This is a genomic window from Nocardiopsis sp. SBT366 (genome assembly GCF_001083815.1).
Classification (GTDB): domain Bacteria; phylum Actinomycetota; class Actinomycetes; order Streptosporangiales; family Streptosporangiaceae; genus Nocardiopsis; species Nocardiopsis prasina.
The window spans coordinates 59,065-75,634 of sequence record NZ_LAVM01000010.1 but is presented as its reverse complement, the minus strand read 5'-3'; the positions used below and the strand labels follow the sequence as shown (position 1 = coordinate 75,634).

The following is a 16,570-nucleotide window of genomic DNA, read 5'->3' as shown; positions in this document are numbered from 1 at the left end:
CTGATGGCTCGTGCATGGGTCTACGACCGCACCAAGGACAGGAGCTACAACGAGTCCGTGAAGGCGGCCAAGGAAGCCAAACGGACCCCTCCCGCCCGGTGGATGGTCCGCTACTACGATCCTTCCGGCAAGCTCAAGAGCGGCGGCACCTACAAGAAGAAGCCGGACGCGGAGAAGCGCCAAAGCGACATAGAGGCAAGTCTGCACGAAGGCGTCTACCGGGACCCCAACGACGGCAAGACGACGTTCGGTGAGATGGCTGAGAAGTGGCTGGTCACCCGTACCGACATCAAGCGCTCGACCTGGTGGAAGTATCGGGGTCTCCTCGACCTCTACCTTCTCCCCCGCTGGGGAGACCTCCCGCTCTCGGCAATCCACTCCGAGGACATCGCCGTCTGGATCGCGGAGATGCAGAGGCCACGGGAAGAGGGCGGCGCCAACCTCGGGGCCTCCCAGACCAGGCACGTGCACAGCATCCTGTCCATGGTCCTGGGCTGGTGCGTGCCCCGGCGCATCCCCTACAACCCGGCCAAGGGCGTGCCGCTGCCCAGGCCCTCCGAGGCCGAACACGTTTACCTGAACCACCTCCAGGTCGAAGACCTCGCCAACGCCTCCGCGTCCTTGCGGACCGCCTACGACCAGGTGGCTGCTGGAGCGCTGATCAACCGGCCGTTGATCCTCCTGCTGGCCTACACGGGCCTGCGGTTCAATGAGGCCGCCGCGCTACGCGTGGGGAGGGTGGACCTGGCCGGTCGGCGGATCCGGATCACGACGGCGTTCGCTGAGGTGGAGGGCAAGCTCGTGGAGCAGACACCCAAGACGGGCAAGAGCCGGACCGTTCCGATCCCGCCGTCCCTGCGGGCCGAACTGCGGCCCCTGGTGGAAGGGCTGCCCGATGACTCCCTGGTCTTCGCGACTCGGCGCGGGACCCCGCTGCGGCTGCGCAACTGGCGTCGTAGGGAGTTCGACAAGGCGGTGAAGGCGGCCGGACTCGATGGGACCGGACTGACCCCGCACAAGCTCCGCCATACGGCCGCGTCACTGGCCATCGCGGCCGGCGCCGATGTCAAGGTGGTTCAGGCCATGCTCGGGCACGCCACGGCCACGATGACCCTGGACCGGTACGGGCACTTGTTCCCGGACCGCCTGGACGAGGTCGCAGAAGCGATGGACGCCGCCCGTGTGAAGGCTCTCGCCGCGTAACGGGCCTCGGATGTGACCCGGAAGGACCCTGGGAACACGAAAGGCCGGTCTCTCCGACCATGTGCACCGTATGTGCACCGACCCGGATCAACCGGCCTTCGCAACTTCCACCGGACCTGCGCTCACCTGCGTGAACGTGGTCCTCAAGCGGTGGATGAGGGATTTGAACCCTCGAAGGGTTGCCCCTTACCCGCTTTCGAGGCGGGCGCCATCGGCCACTAGGCGAATCCACCGAGAGGTACTCTACCGGACTCGGCGCTGTGCGAAAAACCGAATCAGCAGATCCGAGCAGCGGTCGGCGACGTCTCGGCTGATCAGATCGGGTGGAACCACTTCCGGACGGTGGTTCTGGCGCGGGTCGCGGACCAGGTCCCACATCGACCCCACCGCACCGGCCTTCGTGTCGCGCGCCCCGTACACCAGCCGGTCCACCCGGGAGAGCACGGTGGCCCCGGCGCACATCACGCAGGGCTCCAGGGTGACCACCAGGGTGCACCCGGACAGGCGCCACTCGCCGTGCGCCTCGGCGGCGGCGCGCAGCGCCAGCACCTCGGCGTGGCCGGTCGGATCCCCGGTGGCCTCACGTTCGTTGTGCCCCCGGCCGAGTACGGCACCGTCCGGGCCGAGCACCACGGCACCGACAGGAACGTCCTCGGTGGCCAGGGCCCGCTCGGCCTCCGCCAGGGCAGCGAGCATCGCCTCGTCGACCGCGGCCCGGTCCAGTTCGGGCAGGCCGGTCATTCCGTCACGGCCGCAACGAGTCGAGGACGTCGGTGAACCCCGAGCGCTCCGCGACGATCGCGATCACGTCGCCGGGCAGCACTCCGCCGCCCACGGAGAGGTCGGCGAGTTCGTCCTCGGTGACGCCGAGGTCGGTGAGGAGCTGCCCGTCACCGTCCGGCCTGGGATCGGGACGGGCCCCGGCGCTCTCGATGGGCTGCGAGGAGCCGAGCCCCCCGGCCTCAGAGAGCACTCCGGCCAGCGGGTGGTCGTGCACCACCCGCCCGTCCGAGAGGTAGACCCTCGGGTCCGGGTCCGAATCGTCCAGTCGGACGACGGCGAACCACTCGTCGTCCGCGTCCACGAACAGCAGGGTCAGCTCGCTGCCCCAGTCCGTGGCGAGGTCCAGCATGAGGTCGGTGATGTCGTCGATGGCATCCACGTCACCGAGCTCGACCTCAGTACCCCGCCATGTCCTGCCGCTCGGCGCGAAGACAGCTGCGAAGGTCGACACCGCGTGCCCTCCTGATCTCTACCCTGGTGGTCTTCCAGGCGTGCCCTACCCCATACCGTCCAGGACACGCTGGAAGGCCTGGGCGAATCCCAGCCGCTCGGACACGCTCGCGAGCACCTCGTCCGGATACAGGTCCAGATCACCCGCGAGGGCGCCCAGCTCCATCTCGTCCAGGCCCAGATCCGCAACAACGGACAGGTCGCCCGCGGGCAGGACCTGGTCGAGGTCGTCGTCCTCCGGGAGGTCGATGTCCAGGTAGTCCAGCGCGTCCCGGGCGACCTGCCAGTCCACCGAGGCGGTCACGTCGGACAGGAAGAGGGAGACCTCACCGCCGTACACCCGGACGATGATGAAGAAGTCGTCGCCGACCGACACCAGCCCGAGGGAGCCGCTGATGCTCGGTTGTTGGCGCAGGGCGTGGATGAGCCCCTTGAGATCGTGTGTCAGCGCGACGGGGAGGAGGTCGACATCCCAGTACTCCTCTTCCCTGTACGCGACGGCCGCGAAGTCACCCGAGTCGTCGTCACCATGATCGAGCACTGTCATCGTCACCCCAACCCGGACGGTGTTTCGGTGCGGACGAGTGGCGCCCGGCCCGCCCGTGCGAGTGCCATGGTAACGATCACCCTCACTGCGCCGTAGCCCCACGTCCGCCGTAGAACGCCCTAACGCTCTCACGAGAGACGGGTCTCCCGCGCCCCCGTGACCGAACCCGTGCGCTCCTGTTTCCCACCCGACGCAACCGGGGGAGCCCGACGGGGGCGGCGGTGGCCGCAGGGAGCCCTGGTTCGGGTGATACGCGCGGTTAGACTCGGGCTGGCCCCTCTCCCCATCCACCGTCCCGTTATCCCAGCTCACCCGGAGAACGCTTTGGAAACCCTGGTCGTCGACCACCCCTTGGTCGCGCACAAGCTGACCACCCTGCGCGACGTGCGGACCGACTCACCGACCTTCCGGCGGCTGACGGACGAGCTGGTCACCCTGCTCGCCTACGAAGCGACGCGGGACGTCCGCGTGACAGAGGTCACCATCGAGACGCCGCTCGTGGAGACCACCGGCACCCAGCTGACGCGTCCCACACCCCTTGTCGTGCCGATCCTGCGCGCCGGGCTCGGCATGCTCGACGGCATGACCCGCCTGCTGCCCACGGCCGAGGTCGGCTTCCTCGGCATGGCGCGCGACGAGGAGACCCTCCAGCCCGCCACGTACGCCGACCGCCTCCCGCAGGACCTTTCGGGGCGCCAGTGCTACGTGCTGGACCCGATGCTGGCCACGGGCGGAACCCTGGCGGCGGCGCTCAAGCTGCTCGTGGAGCGTGGCGCCGACCACATCACCGCGATCTGCCTGCTGGTGGCGCCCGAGGGCCTGGTCGCGGTGGAGCAGAAGCTGACCGAAACCCTGCCCGACGACCACGGCGCCACCCTGCGCGTGGTGACGGCGGCCGTGGACGAGCGCCTGAACGAGAACGGCTTCATCCTCCCGGGGCTGGGCGACGCGGGCGACCGTCTGTACGGCTGTTCCTGAACCAGAACCCCGCAGTGCGAGGTGTCAGCGCCCGATCGGATCACCGATCGGGCGCTTTTTCGGCTCTTTTAGAGCCGGGGTGAATGAACGCCCGAAAATCGGGCATTGGTCCCATCACGCGCCCTTGCCCCGAGGCGTCACCCCAGGTGGAGCCAGCTCGGTCAGTGGGCGACCGACACGGTGTTGCATTAGCCGAATTCATTTCGAGATTGGAACGTAACAGATTAGAGTGATGATGGTTCCTGACTACCCGTAACCGGGTACACATGCCAGACCGAAACCACCCCACAAGGGGCTCAGCCCACTGATATCCGAACGTCGCCGCCCGTTTCCGGCGCGGCACTCCGGCAACCCTCCAGTGGCTACCCAAAGCCCCGAACCGCACACGCGCCGTGCTGTCCGCCCCCGCAGCCCCAAGGAGTGAGATGCCCGAGAACCCCTCCCCCTCGACCGCCAAGGCCGCCCGCGACCCGCGTTTCAGCCCCGTCGTCAACCGCCTGTCGTCGGAGTTCTCCGACGTGCACCACACCTCCACCGTCTCCCGGTGCGTGGACGCGGCCAGACACGGCGCCCAGGACGTGACCGGGCGGGCCACACCGGACCTCGTGGAGCGGATCGCTCGGCAGCACCTCCAGGTACTCGCCCTGGCCTTCGCGGAACAGCGCTAGACACCCACACGACGCTCCCGTAACGGTTTCGGGCCTGCACTACCTGTCTCTTCGGTTGGCGAAGAACCTGGCTCTCCGTCACCCCTCCCCCAGGGATCGGTGACCCTCCTCCGGAGCCCGGCAGCGCGCCCTCCGCCCCGTTCCACCGGTGGGAGCGCACGCCAGCGCGCCCGATTCCACCGCCCTGACCTGCACCAGAACAGAAACTCTTTCCGGGCCTCCAGTGACCCGGTTACCAACACCACCGAAACCGGACACAGCCCGCAAGGGGTGAACGTCCGACATACCGCCACGCCGAGAGTGCGCTCCAGGCTTTACGGGCAAGATGGTCGATGCGACAATCGCTGCTGGGTTGGTGGGTCAGGTGGATTCCAAGGGGAGTCAGTCGTGGCGAAGTTGAAGAAATGGGGCGGTTACGCGCTCATTGGTTTCGTGGCGTTTTATCTGCTCACGCAACCTGAAAGCGCGGCCGGCGTGATCCAGAGCGGATTGGATCTCCTGGTGGGCGGCGCGGAGTCGATGTCCCGGTTCGTCAACACGCTGCTGTCGTAGGCGGGGACGGGTCGGGTTTCATGAAGCTCGTAGCCTCAAGCAACGCGGCTCCGGCATCGGTGAACCGCTATCTCCTACCTCACGAGCAGGATGTCGTGACCATCCGCCGGCACCCCGCGGTCCTCATCGGACCGGTGGGTGCGGTTCTGGTGGCTCTGGTCTTCGCGGCCATCCTGAGCAGGACGATCGGCGCCAACAGCGCCGCGACCCTGGCACTCGTGTGGTGGCTGTGGCTACTCGTGCTGGTGTGGTTCGTGTGGCGGGTCGCCGAGTGGTCAGTGGACTACTTCGTGATCACGTCGGCGCGGTTGCTGCTGACCACGGGGCTGATCACCCGGCAGGTGAACATGATGCCGCTGGGCAAGGTCACCGACATGCGGTTCGAGCGAACCCTGGTCGGCCGCTTCCTCGGATACGGGACCTTCGTGATGGAGTCCGCCGGTCAGGACCAGGCGCTCAGCAAGATCGCCTTCATTCCCTACCCGGAGCAGCTCTACCTTGAGGTCGTGGGACTGATCTTCAAGGAGTAGCCGGACGCACCCGACGACGGACGTTCACGGAGCACCCGCCCCAGCGGCGGGTGCTTCTTCGTGTTCGGGGACCTCAACGCCGACGGGAGCGCGTCGCAGCCGGGTCGGACCGGAGTGAACCGGGCCCGACCGGGGTAGTACTGGGTTACCGATCCGTTCACCTTCCGTTCACTTTGGAGCCCGAGGCGGAGCGCGATCCCTGCACAGACGACGCGCCGAGAAGGAACCCAATTGACTCGAAGGTGAACATAGGGTTAACTTGGGTCATCTGATAAGGAAACGAGGAGGGCTTCATGGCACGCAGGACCGAACACGGGCCGCACCTCTCTCGCTCCGCGACCACCTCTCGGCGCACCCGATCCACCGCAGCGAGCCGCCGGCTCTCCGGCCTGGCCCCCGAGCCCGCGCTGGTCCCGCAGCCGCGCACGGATCACGAGGACGCCGACACCATCACCTCGGAGCACCCGATCATGCACTGGGTCCTGGTCACTGACGACAGCGGCCGCACCCGACCCGAGGCCCGCTGGCTCTAGTCCGCGACGCCGACAACCGCCCCGAAGGGCCGCCCGCACCTCGCGGGCGGCCCTTCGTCATGTCCAGGACCGGGCACCGCCCTCACGCTCCGGAACTCGTTCGTCGCTATGTCGACAAATCGGCAAGACCATAAATCTAAATGTGGACGTCTCTATTTGGCGCCATGGGCGGTACTCATGAGTGATCCCGGTCTCACTCAAAGCCATCGACGATAGGTGCAACGAGACGCTTCGTCTCGCACATGAGGCTGTACATCCACCTGTGGACGCGCCGGACGTCCACGTTCCGCGCCCCCACCGCGCAGCGGGCCCGGGTGCTCCGTCGACGTCACCACACCGCGGTCGCGCACGGACAGCCTCCCTCCATGTTCCGGTCCCGCAGCACACCAGTGTGCCCATGACCAAAACACCCCCCTGCGCTCCGTGGCACCCAGAGACACCGGAACCACTCAGGACAGGGAGGGCCCCATGCTCGGCACAGGAACACGACTCCGATCCCAGCTCGCCCTGAACGAGGTCAGCAGGCGCTACGCGGGCCACACCGTCCTCGACCGCGCCAGTCTCACGATCAGCCCCGGCGAACGCGTGGGAGTGATCGGCGACAACGGCTCCGGCAAGAGCACCCCCTGCGCCTTCTGGCAGGCGCGGAGGACCCGGACAACGGGAAGCTCAGCGTCCGCGCCCCGGGAGGCGTCGGCCACCTGCCCCAGACCATGGAACGGGTCCCGGGCGGGGTCCCGCTCGGGACCGTCGCCGACGCGATCGACGACGCCCTCCGCGACCCCAGGGACCGTGTTCGTGACGCACGACGCATGGCGCGTCAGCGGTTCACGGGTCGCCGCTCGGAGCTCCACGGAGGGGTCCTGACCAGCGACTCCGCAGAGTAATGTCGACGTGTCTCTTTGTCGACTTTTCGGCTAGCACATAAGTCGACTAATGGATTGACCGATACAACGGGGTGTAACCGAAGCGGCGAATCCGACCGCCTACGGTCACACCCCGTGTCCACAAGTCGACGAGTTAACCCGGAGCCATGTCGACGAAACGGCTGTAATGGCCCTGGAAGGCCACGGTCACGTCGGCGGTGGGGCCGTTACGGTGCTTGGCCACGATGATGTCGGCCTCGCCCGCGCGCGGGGACTCCTTGTCGTGCACGTCCTCGCGGTAGAGCAGGATCACCATGTCCGCGTCCTGCTCGATCGACCCGGACTCACGCAGGTCGGAGACCTGGGGGCGCTTGTCGGTGCGCTGCTCGGGACCACGGTTCAGCTGGGACAGCGCGACCACCGGCACCTCGAGCTCCTTGGCCAGGAGCTTCAGCGAACGCGACATCTCGGAGACCTCCTGCTGGCGGCTCTCCACCCGGCCGGGCGAGCTCATCAGCTGGAGGTAGTCGACGATCACGAGCTTGAGGTCGTGCTGCTGTTTGAGGCGCCGACACTTGGCCCGGATCTCCATCATCGACATGTTCGGGGAGTCGTCGATGAACAGCGGCGCGCTGGCCACCTCGCCCATCCGTCTGGCGAGCCGGGCCCAGTCATCGTCGGTCATCAGACCGGACCGCATGGTGTGCAGCGGCACCCGCGCCTCGGCGGAGAGCAGACGCATGACGATCTCGTTGCGTCCCATCTCCAGGCTGAAGAAGACGGACGCCATCTCGTTCTTGATGGACGCGGCCCGCGCGAAGTCCAGGGCCAGGGTCGATTTGCCCACTGCGGGACGGGCGGCGATGATCACCATCTGACCCGGGTGGAGGCCGTTGGTGAGGGCGTCGAAGTCGGCGAAGCCCGTGGGCACGCCGGTCATGCTGCCATCGTTGGCGCCGATCGCCTCGATCTCGTCGAGGGCCCCGGGCATGATGTCGCCGAGGACCACGTAGTCCTCGCCCGTGCGCTTCTCGGCGACCTTGTAGATCTCCGCCTGGGCGTGGTCGACGAGGTCGTCCACCTCGCCGTCGCCCGCGTAGCCGATCTGCGCGATCCGGGTGCCGACCTCGACCAGGCGCCGCAGGATCGCCCGGTCCGAGACGATCTTGGCGTAGTAGCCCGCGTTGGCCGCGGTGGGGATCGCCTCGGTGAGCGTGTGCAGATAGGGGGCCCCGCCGACCCGGGTGGCCTCCCCGCGCTTGGTCAGCTCAGCGTTGACCGAGATGGCGTCGACCGGCTCGCCGCGGGAGAAGAGGTCCACGACGCTGTCGTAGATGATCTGGTGCGCGGGGCGGTAGAAGTCCGCGGAGCGGATGATCTCGACGACCTGGGTGATGGCGTCCTTCGACAGCAGCATGCCGCCCAGGACGCTCTGTTCGGCCGGGATGTCGTGAGGTGGGGTGCGCTCGTATCCGCCCTCTTCAGGTGGTTGCTCAGCGACACTCACGAACTTCTCCCCACACCGGCCGCGTGCGTCGACCCGGATCGGACCGACTCTTCCAGCATGCCCCATCCGGGGTGCCGAAGACGCCGCGCGGCTCGCCTGTGGACAACCCCCTACCACCACAACCGAAGCCCCGTGGGGCATTGCGCACAGAGGTTATGCACATCACCTGTGGATAACTTTGCCACGAGTCGCCCATAGCCCACTTGAACTGGGAAAACGCGGTTCACTGCCGGGAGGTGCAAGATGTCTCACAGGGCGGCTTTCCACAGGTTATCCACAGGCTTCGGTGGTTCGTGCCAGACGCCACACCGGCCGTCGAACGCCTGTCCGGTACTGTGGCTCCGTCATGGCCAATCTGCTCTCGGCGGCTCCCTTCCGGCACCGCCACGATCGCGAGATCTTCGCCCTCGCCATCCCCACGTTCTTCGCCCTGATCGCCGAACCGCTCTTCCTGCTCACCGACGCCGCGATCGTCGGCAGTCTGGGCACCCAGGCGCTGGGCGGCCTCGGGGTCGCGGGTCAGGTCCTGCTGACCCTCGCGGCGGTGTGCATCTTCCTCGCCTACGGGACCACCGCCGCGGTGGCCCGTAAGTTCGGTGCCGGAGACGTCCCGGGCGGCATCCGGGACGGGGTGGACGGGCTCTGGCTCGCGATCCTGCTGGGGATCGCCGCGATCGGGATCGGCTGGCCGCTGGGCCCGTGGATGATCGACCTCCTGGGCGCCTCGCCCGAGGTCGCCCCCTACGCCCTCACCTACCTGCGGATCAGCCTGCTGAGCACGCCGTTCCTGCTGATCATCATGGCGGGGACCGGCGTACTGCGCGGACTCCAGGACGCCCGGACCCCCCTCGTGGTCGCGGTCGCGTCCTACGTCGGCAACGCCGTGCTGTGCGCGACCTTCGTCCTCGTGTTCGACTGGGGCATCGCCGGGTCCGCCTGGTCGACCGTGATCGCCCAGGCCGGCGGGGCGTTCTGGTACGTGGCCACCATCGCCCGGTCGGCCCGGCGTGCGGGCGTCTCCCTCACGCCGTCACTGTCAGGGCTGCGATCCTCGGCCTCGGCCGGGTTCGCCCTGTTCCTGCGCAGCGTGTCCATGCGCGTGGTGGCGCTGGTGACCACCGCCGTCGCGGCCCGGCTCGGTGACGAGTCCATCGCCGCGCACCAGGTCAGCTACAACATCTGGGCTCTGCTGGTGTTCGCGATGGACGCCATCGCCATCGCCGGGCAGTCGATCGTGGGCCGCTACCTCGGCGCGGGCGACGTGCGTGGAACCAGGGACGCCACCCGGCGGATGGTCGAGTGGGGCGTGATGTCGGGGCTCCTGTTCACCGTGCTCGTGTTCCTCGTGCTGCCCTGGGCCCACGTCCCGTTCACCTCGGACCCGAGCGTGGCCGCGCTCATCATGGCCTCCCTCGTGGTGGTCGCCCTCATGCAGCCGCTCAGCGGCGTCACCATGGTGCTGGACGGCGTCCTCATGGGCGCCGGGGACCAGCGCTACCTGGCCTGGGCCTCCCTGTGGACGATGCTCGCGTTCATGCCGTTCGCCCTGGTCATCCCCGGTCTCGCCACTTCGGAGACCGGCGCCCTGGTGGGTCTGTGGATCGCCTTCGCCGTGTGGATCCTCGCCCGTGCCGTCACCCTGGGCCTACGCGCCCGGGGTGAGGCCTGGCTGATCACCGGCGCCCATCGCCCCTGATCCCCGAATCCCCGAATCCGCAAGTCACCAAGTCACCAAGTCGACCCCGGCCCAGGGCACAGGGTTCACCGCCCACCTCGACCGCGGGTGTGGGTCCTGCCCGTGCGACCCGACCAAGGCCCGTTCGGGCCCCGGAGAGTCCGGCTCCGAGCAGGGACCGCGCGGGAGGAGCCGAGTCGCCAGCGGGGAACGGGCCGGGCCCGGACAGCGAAGAACCCCTCCGTGAAGGCGCCGGACTCGCGCCGCGGACGCAAGGAGGAACCGCCCCTGCGGGGGAGGCAGGGGCGGCCGACGACGGAGATCTCCTCCTAGAAGCCGGAGTCGAGGTCTCCCACCGTGGGACCGTGGTAGAAGGTCGCGACCCGTTCCGAACTCGGGACGGCCGGGTAGCTCGGCAGTTCCTCCAGCGTGAGTTCCCGTCCGGCGTGTTCGCTCATGTGACTCAGCTGCTTGCGCAGCCTGCTCCCCACGTCGTCACGGAGCTTGGGGAGCATCGCGTAGAGCTGGTCTCCCGGGCAGTTGGTGGCGTTGTAGTCCCGGTGGCCGACGATCGCCTTCTGCGGGTCCAGGCGGTAGACCAGGCACAGCCACGCGCAGGTGTCGACCAGCGAGGACATGAGGGCACCCGGCGGCGTGGACGAGGTGTAGGTCCCCTCGTTCTCGATGCCGATCGTGTGCGAGTTGTGGTTCGCCGTGTGCGCTCCCAGCACGTGCTTACCGTCGCGGATGGCCTGGAGGGACTTGTCCCGGCCCTCCATGATGTGGCCGCCCCGGCTGATGGTCAGCTGCTGACCGGTGTCGCTCCAGCCGTTGTTGTCCATGTGGTAGCGCTGGATGGACCGGGAGAGCGCGGCGGCGTGGGTGGTGGAGGTGTCGGACACGTTCGAGGTCGCGGTGTGGTGCACGACGATGTGGGTCGGCCCCTTCGCGAGTACCTCGATGGTCCCCTTGGGTGCGCGTGCCCCCCAGTCGGACCGGGTGTACACCTTGGGCGTCGCCGCCGCGGTGGCCTGTCCGGTCACCGACACCCCCAGGGCCCCGCCGAGCAGTACTCCTCCGGCGGTCAGGGCGGCCCCTCGCAGCATCGTCCTACGGTCCACCGCGAGAGGGTGGTCTGTCGTCTCGGGCAGTTTTTCAACGGCCATCGGTATGCTGTCCTCTCCGTGCGGAGCATTGCTGAACGCAACGCTACACAGAGAACACGTTAGATTACAAAGAGTAACTAAAGGGTGTTTTTCGGCCCCTCGGCGTGTTCCTGGGGAACAGAAGAACCCCGCCCCTCCGAAGAGGAACGGGGTCCGTGACCGGAACGGCCGACGCGTACTAGGCGCCGACGATGTCCAGCTTGATCGTCGCGGCGACCTCGGGGTGCAGGCGGACCTGAACCTTGTGGGCACCGACGGACTTGATCGGGTTCTTGATCTCGATCCGGCGCTTGTCCAGCTCGGGACCGCCGGTGGCCTTGACGGCCTCGACGATGTCCGCGGGCGTGACCGAACCGAACAGACGACCACCCTGACCGGCGCGCTGCTTGAGGCGCACGTTCAGCGCACCCACGCGGCCCGCGACCTGCTGGGCCTCGTCCAGGGTGCGGATGTCACGCGCCTTGCGGGCGCGCTGGATCAGGTCGATCTGCTTCTGACCACCGCGGGTCCACCGAATGGCGAACCCTCGGGGCAGCAGGTAGTTGCGACCGTAACCGTTCTTCACCTCGACGACGTCGCCGGGGGCTCCGAGACCGTTGACCTCGTGGGTCAAAATCAGCTTCACGACAAAGACCTCCCTCGGATATCGCCGCTAGCGAGCGGTGCTGGTGTAGGGCAGCAGGGCTACCTCGCGCGCGTTCTTGATCGCGGTCGCGACGTCGCGCTGGTGCTGCGTGCAGTTGCCGGTCACCCGACGGGCACGGATCTTGCCGCGCTCGGAGATGAACTTACGGAGAAGCGTGGTGTCCTTGTAGTCGATGTAGGACTGCTTCTCCTGGCAGAAGAGGCAAACCTTCTTCTTGGGCTTGCGCGCTGCCGGCTTAGCCATCGTGGTGCTCCTTCGCAAGAGCCCCGGGGTCCTCCCGGGGATGGGCTGGGACAATGGAAAGGTGACGCGACCCCGTAGGGGCCGGGTCGGGTGTTACGTGGGGAAGCCGCTGTTTAGAACGGGGGCTCGTCGGAGAATCCTCCGCTGTTGCCGCCGCCGAAACCGCCGCCGCCGTTGGTGGCCCACGGGTCGTCGGCCGGGGCGCCGCCCCGACCACCCTGCTGGCCACCGAAGCCGCCGCCCTGGTTCCCGTAGCCGCCCTGGGACGACTGTCCGCCCTGGGGCTGGCCGCCGCCGAAACCGCCGCCCTGCTGACCGCCGCCGAAGCCGCCGCCACCCTGACGCTGCGTCTTCGTCACCTTGGCGGTGGCGCTGCGCAGTGCCGGGCCGACTTCTTCGACGTCGATCTCGAAGACGGTCCGCTTCTCACCCTCGCGGGTCTCGAAGGACCGCTGCTTCAGGCGGCCCTGCACGATGACGCGCATGCCACGCTGAAGACTCTCGGCCACGTTCTCCGCGTACTGCCGCCAGACGGTGCAGGAGAGGAACATGGACTCTCCGTCCTTCCACTCCCCCGCCTGACGGTCGAAGGTGCGAGGCGTCGAGGCCACACGGAAGTTGGCGACCGCGGCTCCACTGGGCGTGAAGCGCAGTTCAGGGTCGTCGACGAGGTTGCCGACGAGCGTGATCTGGGTTTCGCCTGCCATGGATCGGCTCCGGTTCGAGATAGTTCGGGATCAGGCGGTTTCGCCTGCTCCCCGCATCATCCGCGCCCCTAGAGACAAAACAGTCCCGGGGACAAAAACGGACGGGCGGGGCCAGGGGATCAGGGCACCGGGGTGCCTAGTGAACCTCGGGACGCAGAACCTTGGTGCGGAGCACGGCCTCGGCGATGCCGAGCTGACGGTCGAGCTCCTTGACCGTCGCGGGCTTGGCGGTCAGGTCGATGACCGCGTAGATGCCCTCGGAGTTCTTGTTGATGTCGTAGGCGAGGCGACGCTTGCCCCAGATCTCCGTCTTCTCGACCGAGCCGCCGTCGTTGCGGACGACGCCCAGGAAGTTCTCCAGCGACGGAGCAACGGTGCGCTCGTCGAGGTTGGGGTCGAGGATGACCATGATTTCGTAACGACGCATAAGCGTACGTTCCTCCTCTGGACTGTTGCGGCCATGGAATCTCCATGGCAGGAGGGCAGGAGCCCGGCGTTCCGCCGCCCGGTCCCACCGGGGGCATCGCTCAGGCTCTGAGCCATACGGGACCCAAGGCTACCAGCAGCGGAGTACCACCGGCGTTGCGCTCCCGGTCGTGCGGAACCCCTGGGTCGTCGTGGCCAACGGCCGGGGGCCGGTGCCGAAGGGTCTCCCCTCCGCGCACCGGCCCCCGGCCGTGCCTGCCTGGCTACTGCGAGCCGATCAGTCCCTGGGCCTGATCAGGCTGTTGTTGCCGTTGGCGTTGGCCTGGTTGCTCTGGTCGCCACCGGGCGGACCGCCGGGGAGGTTCTCCTCCTCGTCGTCACAGTGGTCCGGCCTGCCGACCCAGACGTCGCACTCGTCCGGGTCCGGGCTCTCCTCGGTGTCACAGCCCGGCTCCCAACCCCATTCGCACTCGTCCGGCGAGGGTTCCGTGTCGCACTCCGGGCTGTTGGGGTCGCACTCCTCCTCGCTCGGAGTCTCGCTGGGCTCGTCGCTCGGCTCGTCCGTCTCCTCCGGGGTCTCGCTCGGAGAGGGGGTCGGCAGGAACCGCTGGTCCTCGCCCACCCACTGCGGGGCCGGGAACTGCTGGTGCTCCTGACCCTCCATGGCGACCTCCATGAAGGCCTTCCACACCATCGCGGAGGTGGTACCGCCGAAGACGTCACCGAACTCCGGACCGAAGTCCAGCGGCTCGCTCTGCGCGCGGCTCAGCCCCACCGAGGTGGCCAGCTGCGGTGTGTACCCCACGAACCAGGCCGAGACGGCGTCGGAGGAAGTACCCGTCTTGCCCGCGACCGGACGCCCGTCGTCGAGGGCGGCGTTCTTCGCCCCGCCCTCCAGGACGGCCTGCTGCATGGCGTAGGTGGCATCCGCGGCGACCCCCTCGGAGAGGACCTCCGTGCCGCTCTCCAGCTCCGCCTGGTCGTCGGGGGTGACCTCGGTGCCGTCGGCCGTCATCACCTTGGTGACCATGTGCGCCGGGAAGTGGCGGCCCTCGGCGGCGAAGGTCGCGTAGCCGCTGGCCATGTCGAGCGCGTTCACCTGGTGGGTGCCCAGAGCGACCAGTGGACCGACCTGCGAGGTCTCCTGCCGGTCCGGGTGCACGCCCATCTCCACCGCGAGCTCGTCCACGCGGATCGGGTCGACCGTGATCGCCAGGTCCACGTAGCTGGTGTTCACCGAGTCAGCGGTGGACTTGATCAGGTCGACCTCGCCGTAGTCCACCTCACCGGAGTTGATCACCGGGCTGGCCAGCCCGGGGAACTCGAGGCCGCTGTCGCCGTCGAACTGGCTGCGCAGGCCGATGCCGTCCGACAGGGCACGGGCCAGCACATAGGGCTTGTACGCCGATCCCGCCTGGGTCTGGTGCACCAGGGAGTTGTTGATCACCGCGGAGACGTCCGGCCCGCCGTTGAAGGCCACGACCTCCCCGGTGCTCGGGTCGACCGCCGTGAGGCCGCGCATGGTGTCGTCCGCCGCTCCCTCGGGGAGGACGTCGAAGGCCTCTTCGGCCGCGGTCATCAGCTCGGGGTCCAGGGAGGTCTCGATGACCAGGCCCTTGGTGGCGATGTCCGCACCGGTGACGTTGGAGCCCGCGTACCGACGTTCGACCTCGTTGATCACGGCCTGACGGACGTACCCCAGCTTGGGGTCGTCCAGGCCGGCCTCGGGCTCGTAGTCGATGATGCTGTCCGGGATCTGGAGCTGCTGGGCCTCGGCCTCGGGCAGGCCGCGCTCGCCGCCGGTGTTCTCGTACATCGCGGCCAGCTGCCGCTGGACGTACGGCCAGCGCTCCTTCTCCAGGTAGTTGGCGGTCCAGGAGTCCGGCTCGGGGTTCTCGAAGTTGCTCGGCATCTGGATGATGATGCCGAGGTAGGCGCCCTCGGCCCGGTCGAGATCGCTCACGCTCTTGCCGAAGTACTCCTGGGCGGCCATCTCGATGCCCGAGGCGCCACGACCGAAGTAGATCGTGTTGAGGTAGGTCGTGAGGATCTGGTCGGGTTCGAGCTGCTGGCCCAGCTTGATCGAGATGAAGATCTCGCGGATCTTGCGGGTCATCGGCGGTTCGCCGTCGAGCTCGCTGTAGTAGTTACGGGCCATCTGCTGGGTGATGGTCGAGCCACCGCCCGCCTCGCCTCGGGAGAGGATGGCGCGGCCGATGCCCTTGATGTTGATGCCCGGGTCCTCGTAGAAGGTGGCCTGCTCGGCGGCGAGCACACCGTCGATGACCTCCTCCGGGATGTCCTCGCGCTGCACGGCGACGCGCTGGACCTCACCGGTGGTGAGCGCGACGTCGCCCTTCTCGTCGTCCCCCTGCGCGGCCCACAGGATCTGGGTTGCAGAGGCGTCCTTCTCCGCGTTCCTCTTGAGCTCGCCCTCGTCGGGTGCCATGGCGTACAGCACCGCGAAGGTGGCCACACCGCCGATGATCATCAGTCCGCAGAAGGCCAGAGCGGGTTTCCAGGCCTTGGACAGGAAGCGCTTGAACCAGGGGCGGTCGTCGGGTTCGTCCTCACGGGGGCGACGGCGGCCTCCGCCACCGCCCCTGCCGCCACGTCCGCCAGAGGCCGCGGCGGCGCGGGAACCCCGCCCGCCGGAGCGGGCGCCGTGTTCGCGGTCGCGGGGGTCGCGCGGGCCCTCGGAGCGGCGACGTCCGCCAGCTCGCGGGTCGTCCGGGCGGCGACGGGGGCGGTCGCCGTCCTCAGGTCGTCGGGGGCGCTGGCCGTCGGGGCGCCGACGCGGGCGCTCTCCGTCGTCCTCGGGGCGGCGTCGCGGGCCGTCGGGGCGCCTGGGGCGCTCTCCCTCGGCACGGCGGCGTCCGCCCTCGGGGCGGGGGCGCCCCTCGGAGCGGCTCTCGTCCCCCGGGGGGCGGGCTCTGCGGGAGCGCGGAGCGGGCCCGTCGTCTCCCCGGAAACCGTCCTCGGAGTCAGGTCGGCGCCGTCCGCCCGCACGTTCTTCCCGGGGAGGGCCACCGGCCCTGCGCCTTCCGCCGTCGCCGCGCGGACCGTCGTCCGGGCCGTCGGCCCGGCGAC

Annotated in this window: 17 protein-coding genes, 1 tRNA gene and 1 pseudogene; 8 read left to right on the top strand and 11 right to left on the bottom strand. The window is 68.4% G+C overall.

Going from position 1 to position 16,570, the window contains the following annotated elements:
* The first annotated feature begins 3 nt into the window (after positions 1-3).
* Positions 4-1,203, top strand: coding sequence for a site-specific integrase (locus ADX84_RS04930; RefSeq protein WP_082206295.1), 1,200 nt, complete (start codon positions 4-6; stop codon positions 1,201-1,203).
* A gap of 148 nt (positions 1,204-1,351) precedes the next feature.
* On the opposite strand, the gene ADX84_RS04925 is transcribed toward ADX84_RS04930, so the two are convergent.
* From ADX84_RS04925 to ADX84_RS04910, 4 genes are all read right to left on the bottom strand, one after another.
* A tRNA-Ser gene (locus ADX84_RS04925) sits at positions 1,352-1,436 on the bottom strand.
* A 10-nt stretch (positions 1,437-1,446) separates the two neighbouring features.
* Positions 1,447-1,944 carry a nucleoside deaminase gene (locus ADX84_RS04920; RefSeq protein ID WP_049568181.1) on the bottom strand — a complete coding sequence of 166 codons (498 nt, stop codon included), beginning with the start codon at positions 1,942-1,944 and terminating at the stop codon, positions 1,447-1,449.
* A gap of 4 nt (positions 1,945-1,948) precedes the next feature.
* On the bottom strand, positions 1,949-2,437 hold the full coding sequence (locus ADX84_RS04915) for a tRNA adenosine deaminase-associated protein (protein WP_049568178.1): 489 nt from the start codon (positions 2,435-2,437) through the stop codon (positions 1,949-1,951).
* Positions 2,438-2,482: 45 nt separating this feature from the next.
* Positions 2,483-2,983 carry a tRNA adenosine deaminase-associated protein gene (locus ADX84_RS04910; RefSeq protein ID WP_049568174.1) on the bottom strand — a complete coding sequence of 167 codons (501 nt, stop codon included), beginning with the start codon at positions 2,981-2,983 and terminating at the stop codon, positions 2,483-2,485.
* A 324-nt stretch (positions 2,984-3,307) separates the two neighbouring features.
* Between ADX84_RS04910 and upp the strand changes: the two genes are divergently transcribed.
* The 6 genes and pseudogenes from upp to ADX84_RS25280 form a co-directional block, all read left to right on the top strand.
* On the top strand, positions 3,308-3,961 hold the full coding sequence (gene upp, locus ADX84_RS04905) for a uracil phosphoribosyltransferase (RefSeq protein WP_049568171.1): 654 nt from the start codon (positions 3,308-3,310) through the stop codon (positions 3,959-3,961).
* A gap of 425 nt (positions 3,962-4,386) precedes the next feature.
* Positions 4,387-4,629 carry a hypothetical protein gene (locus tag ADX84_RS04900; protein ID WP_049568168.1) on the top strand — a complete coding sequence of 81 codons (243 nt, stop codon included), beginning with the start codon at positions 4,387-4,389 and terminating at the stop codon, positions 4,627-4,629.
* A 387-nt stretch (positions 4,630-5,016) separates the two neighbouring features.
* Entirely contained in the window at positions 5,017-5,181 is a 165-nt protein-coding gene (locus tag ADX84_RS26255) for a hypothetical protein (RefSeq protein ID WP_017545737.1), read from the top strand.
* Positions 5,182-5,201: 20 nt separating this feature from the next.
* The gene (locus ADX84_RS04895; RefSeq protein WP_049568165.1) at positions 5,202-5,711 is read left to right on the top strand and encodes a PH domain-containing protein; all 510 of its coding nucleotides are present in this window, start codon (positions 5,202-5,204) and stop codon (positions 5,709-5,711) included.
* Between the two features lie 293 nt (positions 5,712-6,004).
* A complete protein-coding gene (locus tag ADX84_RS04890; protein WP_049568162.1) occupies positions 6,005-6,244 on the top strand; it encodes a hypothetical protein in 240 nt (79 codons plus the stop codon).
* A gap of 468 nt (positions 6,245-6,712) precedes the next feature.
* Positions 6,713-7,050 (top strand): annotated as a pseudogene (locus ADX84_RS25280) (ATP-binding cassette domain-containing protein); the annotation flags it as partial.
* A gap of 214 nt (positions 7,051-7,264) precedes the next feature.
* Here ADX84_RS25280 and dnaB read toward each other — a convergent pair.
* Positions 7,265-8,617: a replicative DNA helicase gene (gene dnaB / locus ADX84_RS04880; protein WP_049568156.1), complete on the bottom strand. Its 1,353-nt coding sequence runs from the start codon at positions 8,615-8,617 to the stop codon at positions 7,265-7,267.
* A 346-nt stretch (positions 8,618-8,963) separates the two neighbouring features.
* On the opposite strand from dnaB, the gene ADX84_RS04875 reads away from it, so the two are divergent.
* A complete protein-coding gene (locus ADX84_RS04875) occupies positions 8,964-10,313 on the top strand; it encodes an MATE family efflux transporter (protein WP_049568152.1) in 1,350 nt (449 codons plus the stop codon).
* A 308-nt stretch (positions 10,314-10,621) separates the two neighbouring features.
* Here ADX84_RS04875 and ADX84_RS04870 read toward each other — a convergent pair whose 3' ends face one another.
* The 6 genes from ADX84_RS04870 to ADX84_RS04845 form a co-directional block, all read right to left on the bottom strand.
* A complete protein-coding gene (locus ADX84_RS04870; protein WP_049568149.1) occupies positions 10,622-11,458 on the bottom strand; it encodes a peptidoglycan recognition family protein in 837 nt (278 codons plus the stop codon).
* A 178-nt stretch (positions 11,459-11,636) separates the two neighbouring features.
* Entirely contained in the window at positions 11,637-12,083 is a 447-nt protein-coding gene (rplI, locus tag ADX84_RS04865; protein ID WP_017545729.1) for a 50S ribosomal protein L9, read from the bottom strand.
* Between the two features lie 27 nt (positions 12,084-12,110).
* On the bottom strand, positions 12,111-12,347 hold the full coding sequence (gene rpsR / locus ADX84_RS04860) for a 30S ribosomal protein S18 (RefSeq protein WP_013155832.1): 237 nt from the start codon (positions 12,345-12,347) through the stop codon (positions 12,111-12,113).
* A 113-nt stretch (positions 12,348-12,460) separates the two neighbouring features.
* Positions 12,461-13,054, bottom strand: a complete 594-nt coding sequence (locus ADX84_RS04855; RefSeq protein ID WP_049568143.1) for a single-stranded DNA-binding protein — start codon at positions 13,052-13,054, stop codon at positions 12,461-12,463.
* 136 nt (positions 13,055-13,190) lie between these two features.
* On the bottom strand, positions 13,191-13,481 hold the full coding sequence (rpsF, locus tag ADX84_RS04850) for a 30S ribosomal protein S6 (RefSeq protein WP_017545727.1): 291 nt from the start codon (positions 13,479-13,481) through the stop codon (positions 13,191-13,193).
* 276 nt (positions 13,482-13,757) lie between these two features.
* On the bottom strand, positions 13,758-15,971 hold the full coding sequence (locus tag ADX84_RS04845) for a transglycosylase domain-containing protein (RefSeq protein WP_049568139.1): 2,214 nt from the start codon (positions 15,969-15,971) through the stop codon (positions 13,758-13,760).
* Positions 15,972-16,570 lie beyond the last annotated feature (599 nt).

Coding starts and splice junctions, on each gene's coding strand:
- ADX84_RS04930 (WP_082206295.1), top strand. CDS start 4: ATGGCTCGTGCATGGGTCTACGACCGCACCAAGGACAGGAGCTACAAC.
- ADX84_RS04920 (WP_049568181.1), bottom strand. CDS start 1,944: ATGACCGGCCTGCCCGAACTGGACCGGGCCGCGGTCGACGAGGCGATG.
- ADX84_RS04910 (WP_049568174.1), bottom strand. CDS start 2,983: ATGACAGTGCTCGATCATGGTGACGACGACTCGGGTGACTTCGCGGCC.
- ADX84_RS04900 (WP_049568168.1), top strand. CDS start 4,387: ATGCCCGAGAACCCCTCCCCCTCGACCGCCAAGGCCGCCCGCGACCCG.
- ADX84_RS04895 (WP_049568165.1), top strand. CDS start 5,202: ATGAAGCTCGTAGCCTCAAGCAACGCGGCTCCGGCATCGGTGAACCGC.
- ADX84_RS04890 (WP_049568162.1), top strand. CDS start 6,005: ATGGCACGCAGGACCGAACACGGGCCGCACCTCTCTCGCTCCGCGACC.
- ADX84_RS04875 (WP_049568152.1), top strand. CDS start 8,964: ATGGCCAATCTGCTCTCGGCGGCTCCCTTCCGGCACCGCCACGATCGC.
- ADX84_RS04870 (WP_049568149.1), bottom strand. CDS start 11,458: ATGGCCGTTGAAAAACTGCCCGAGACGACAGACCACCCTCTCGCGGTG.
- rpsR (WP_013155832.1), bottom strand. CDS start 12,347: ATGGCTAAGCCGGCAGCGCGCAAGCCCAAGAAGAAGGTTTGCCTCTTC.
- ADX84_RS04855 (WP_049568143.1), bottom strand. CDS start 13,054: ATGGCAGGCGAAACCCAGATCACGCTCGTCGGCAACCTCGTCGACGAC.
- rpsF (WP_017545727.1), bottom strand. CDS start 13,481: ATGCGTCGTTACGAAATCATGGTCATCCTCGACCCCAACCTCGACGAG.
- ADX84_RS04845 (WP_049568139.1), bottom strand. CDS start 15,971: ATGATCATCGGCGGTGTGGCCACCTTCGCGGTGCTGTACGCCATGGCA.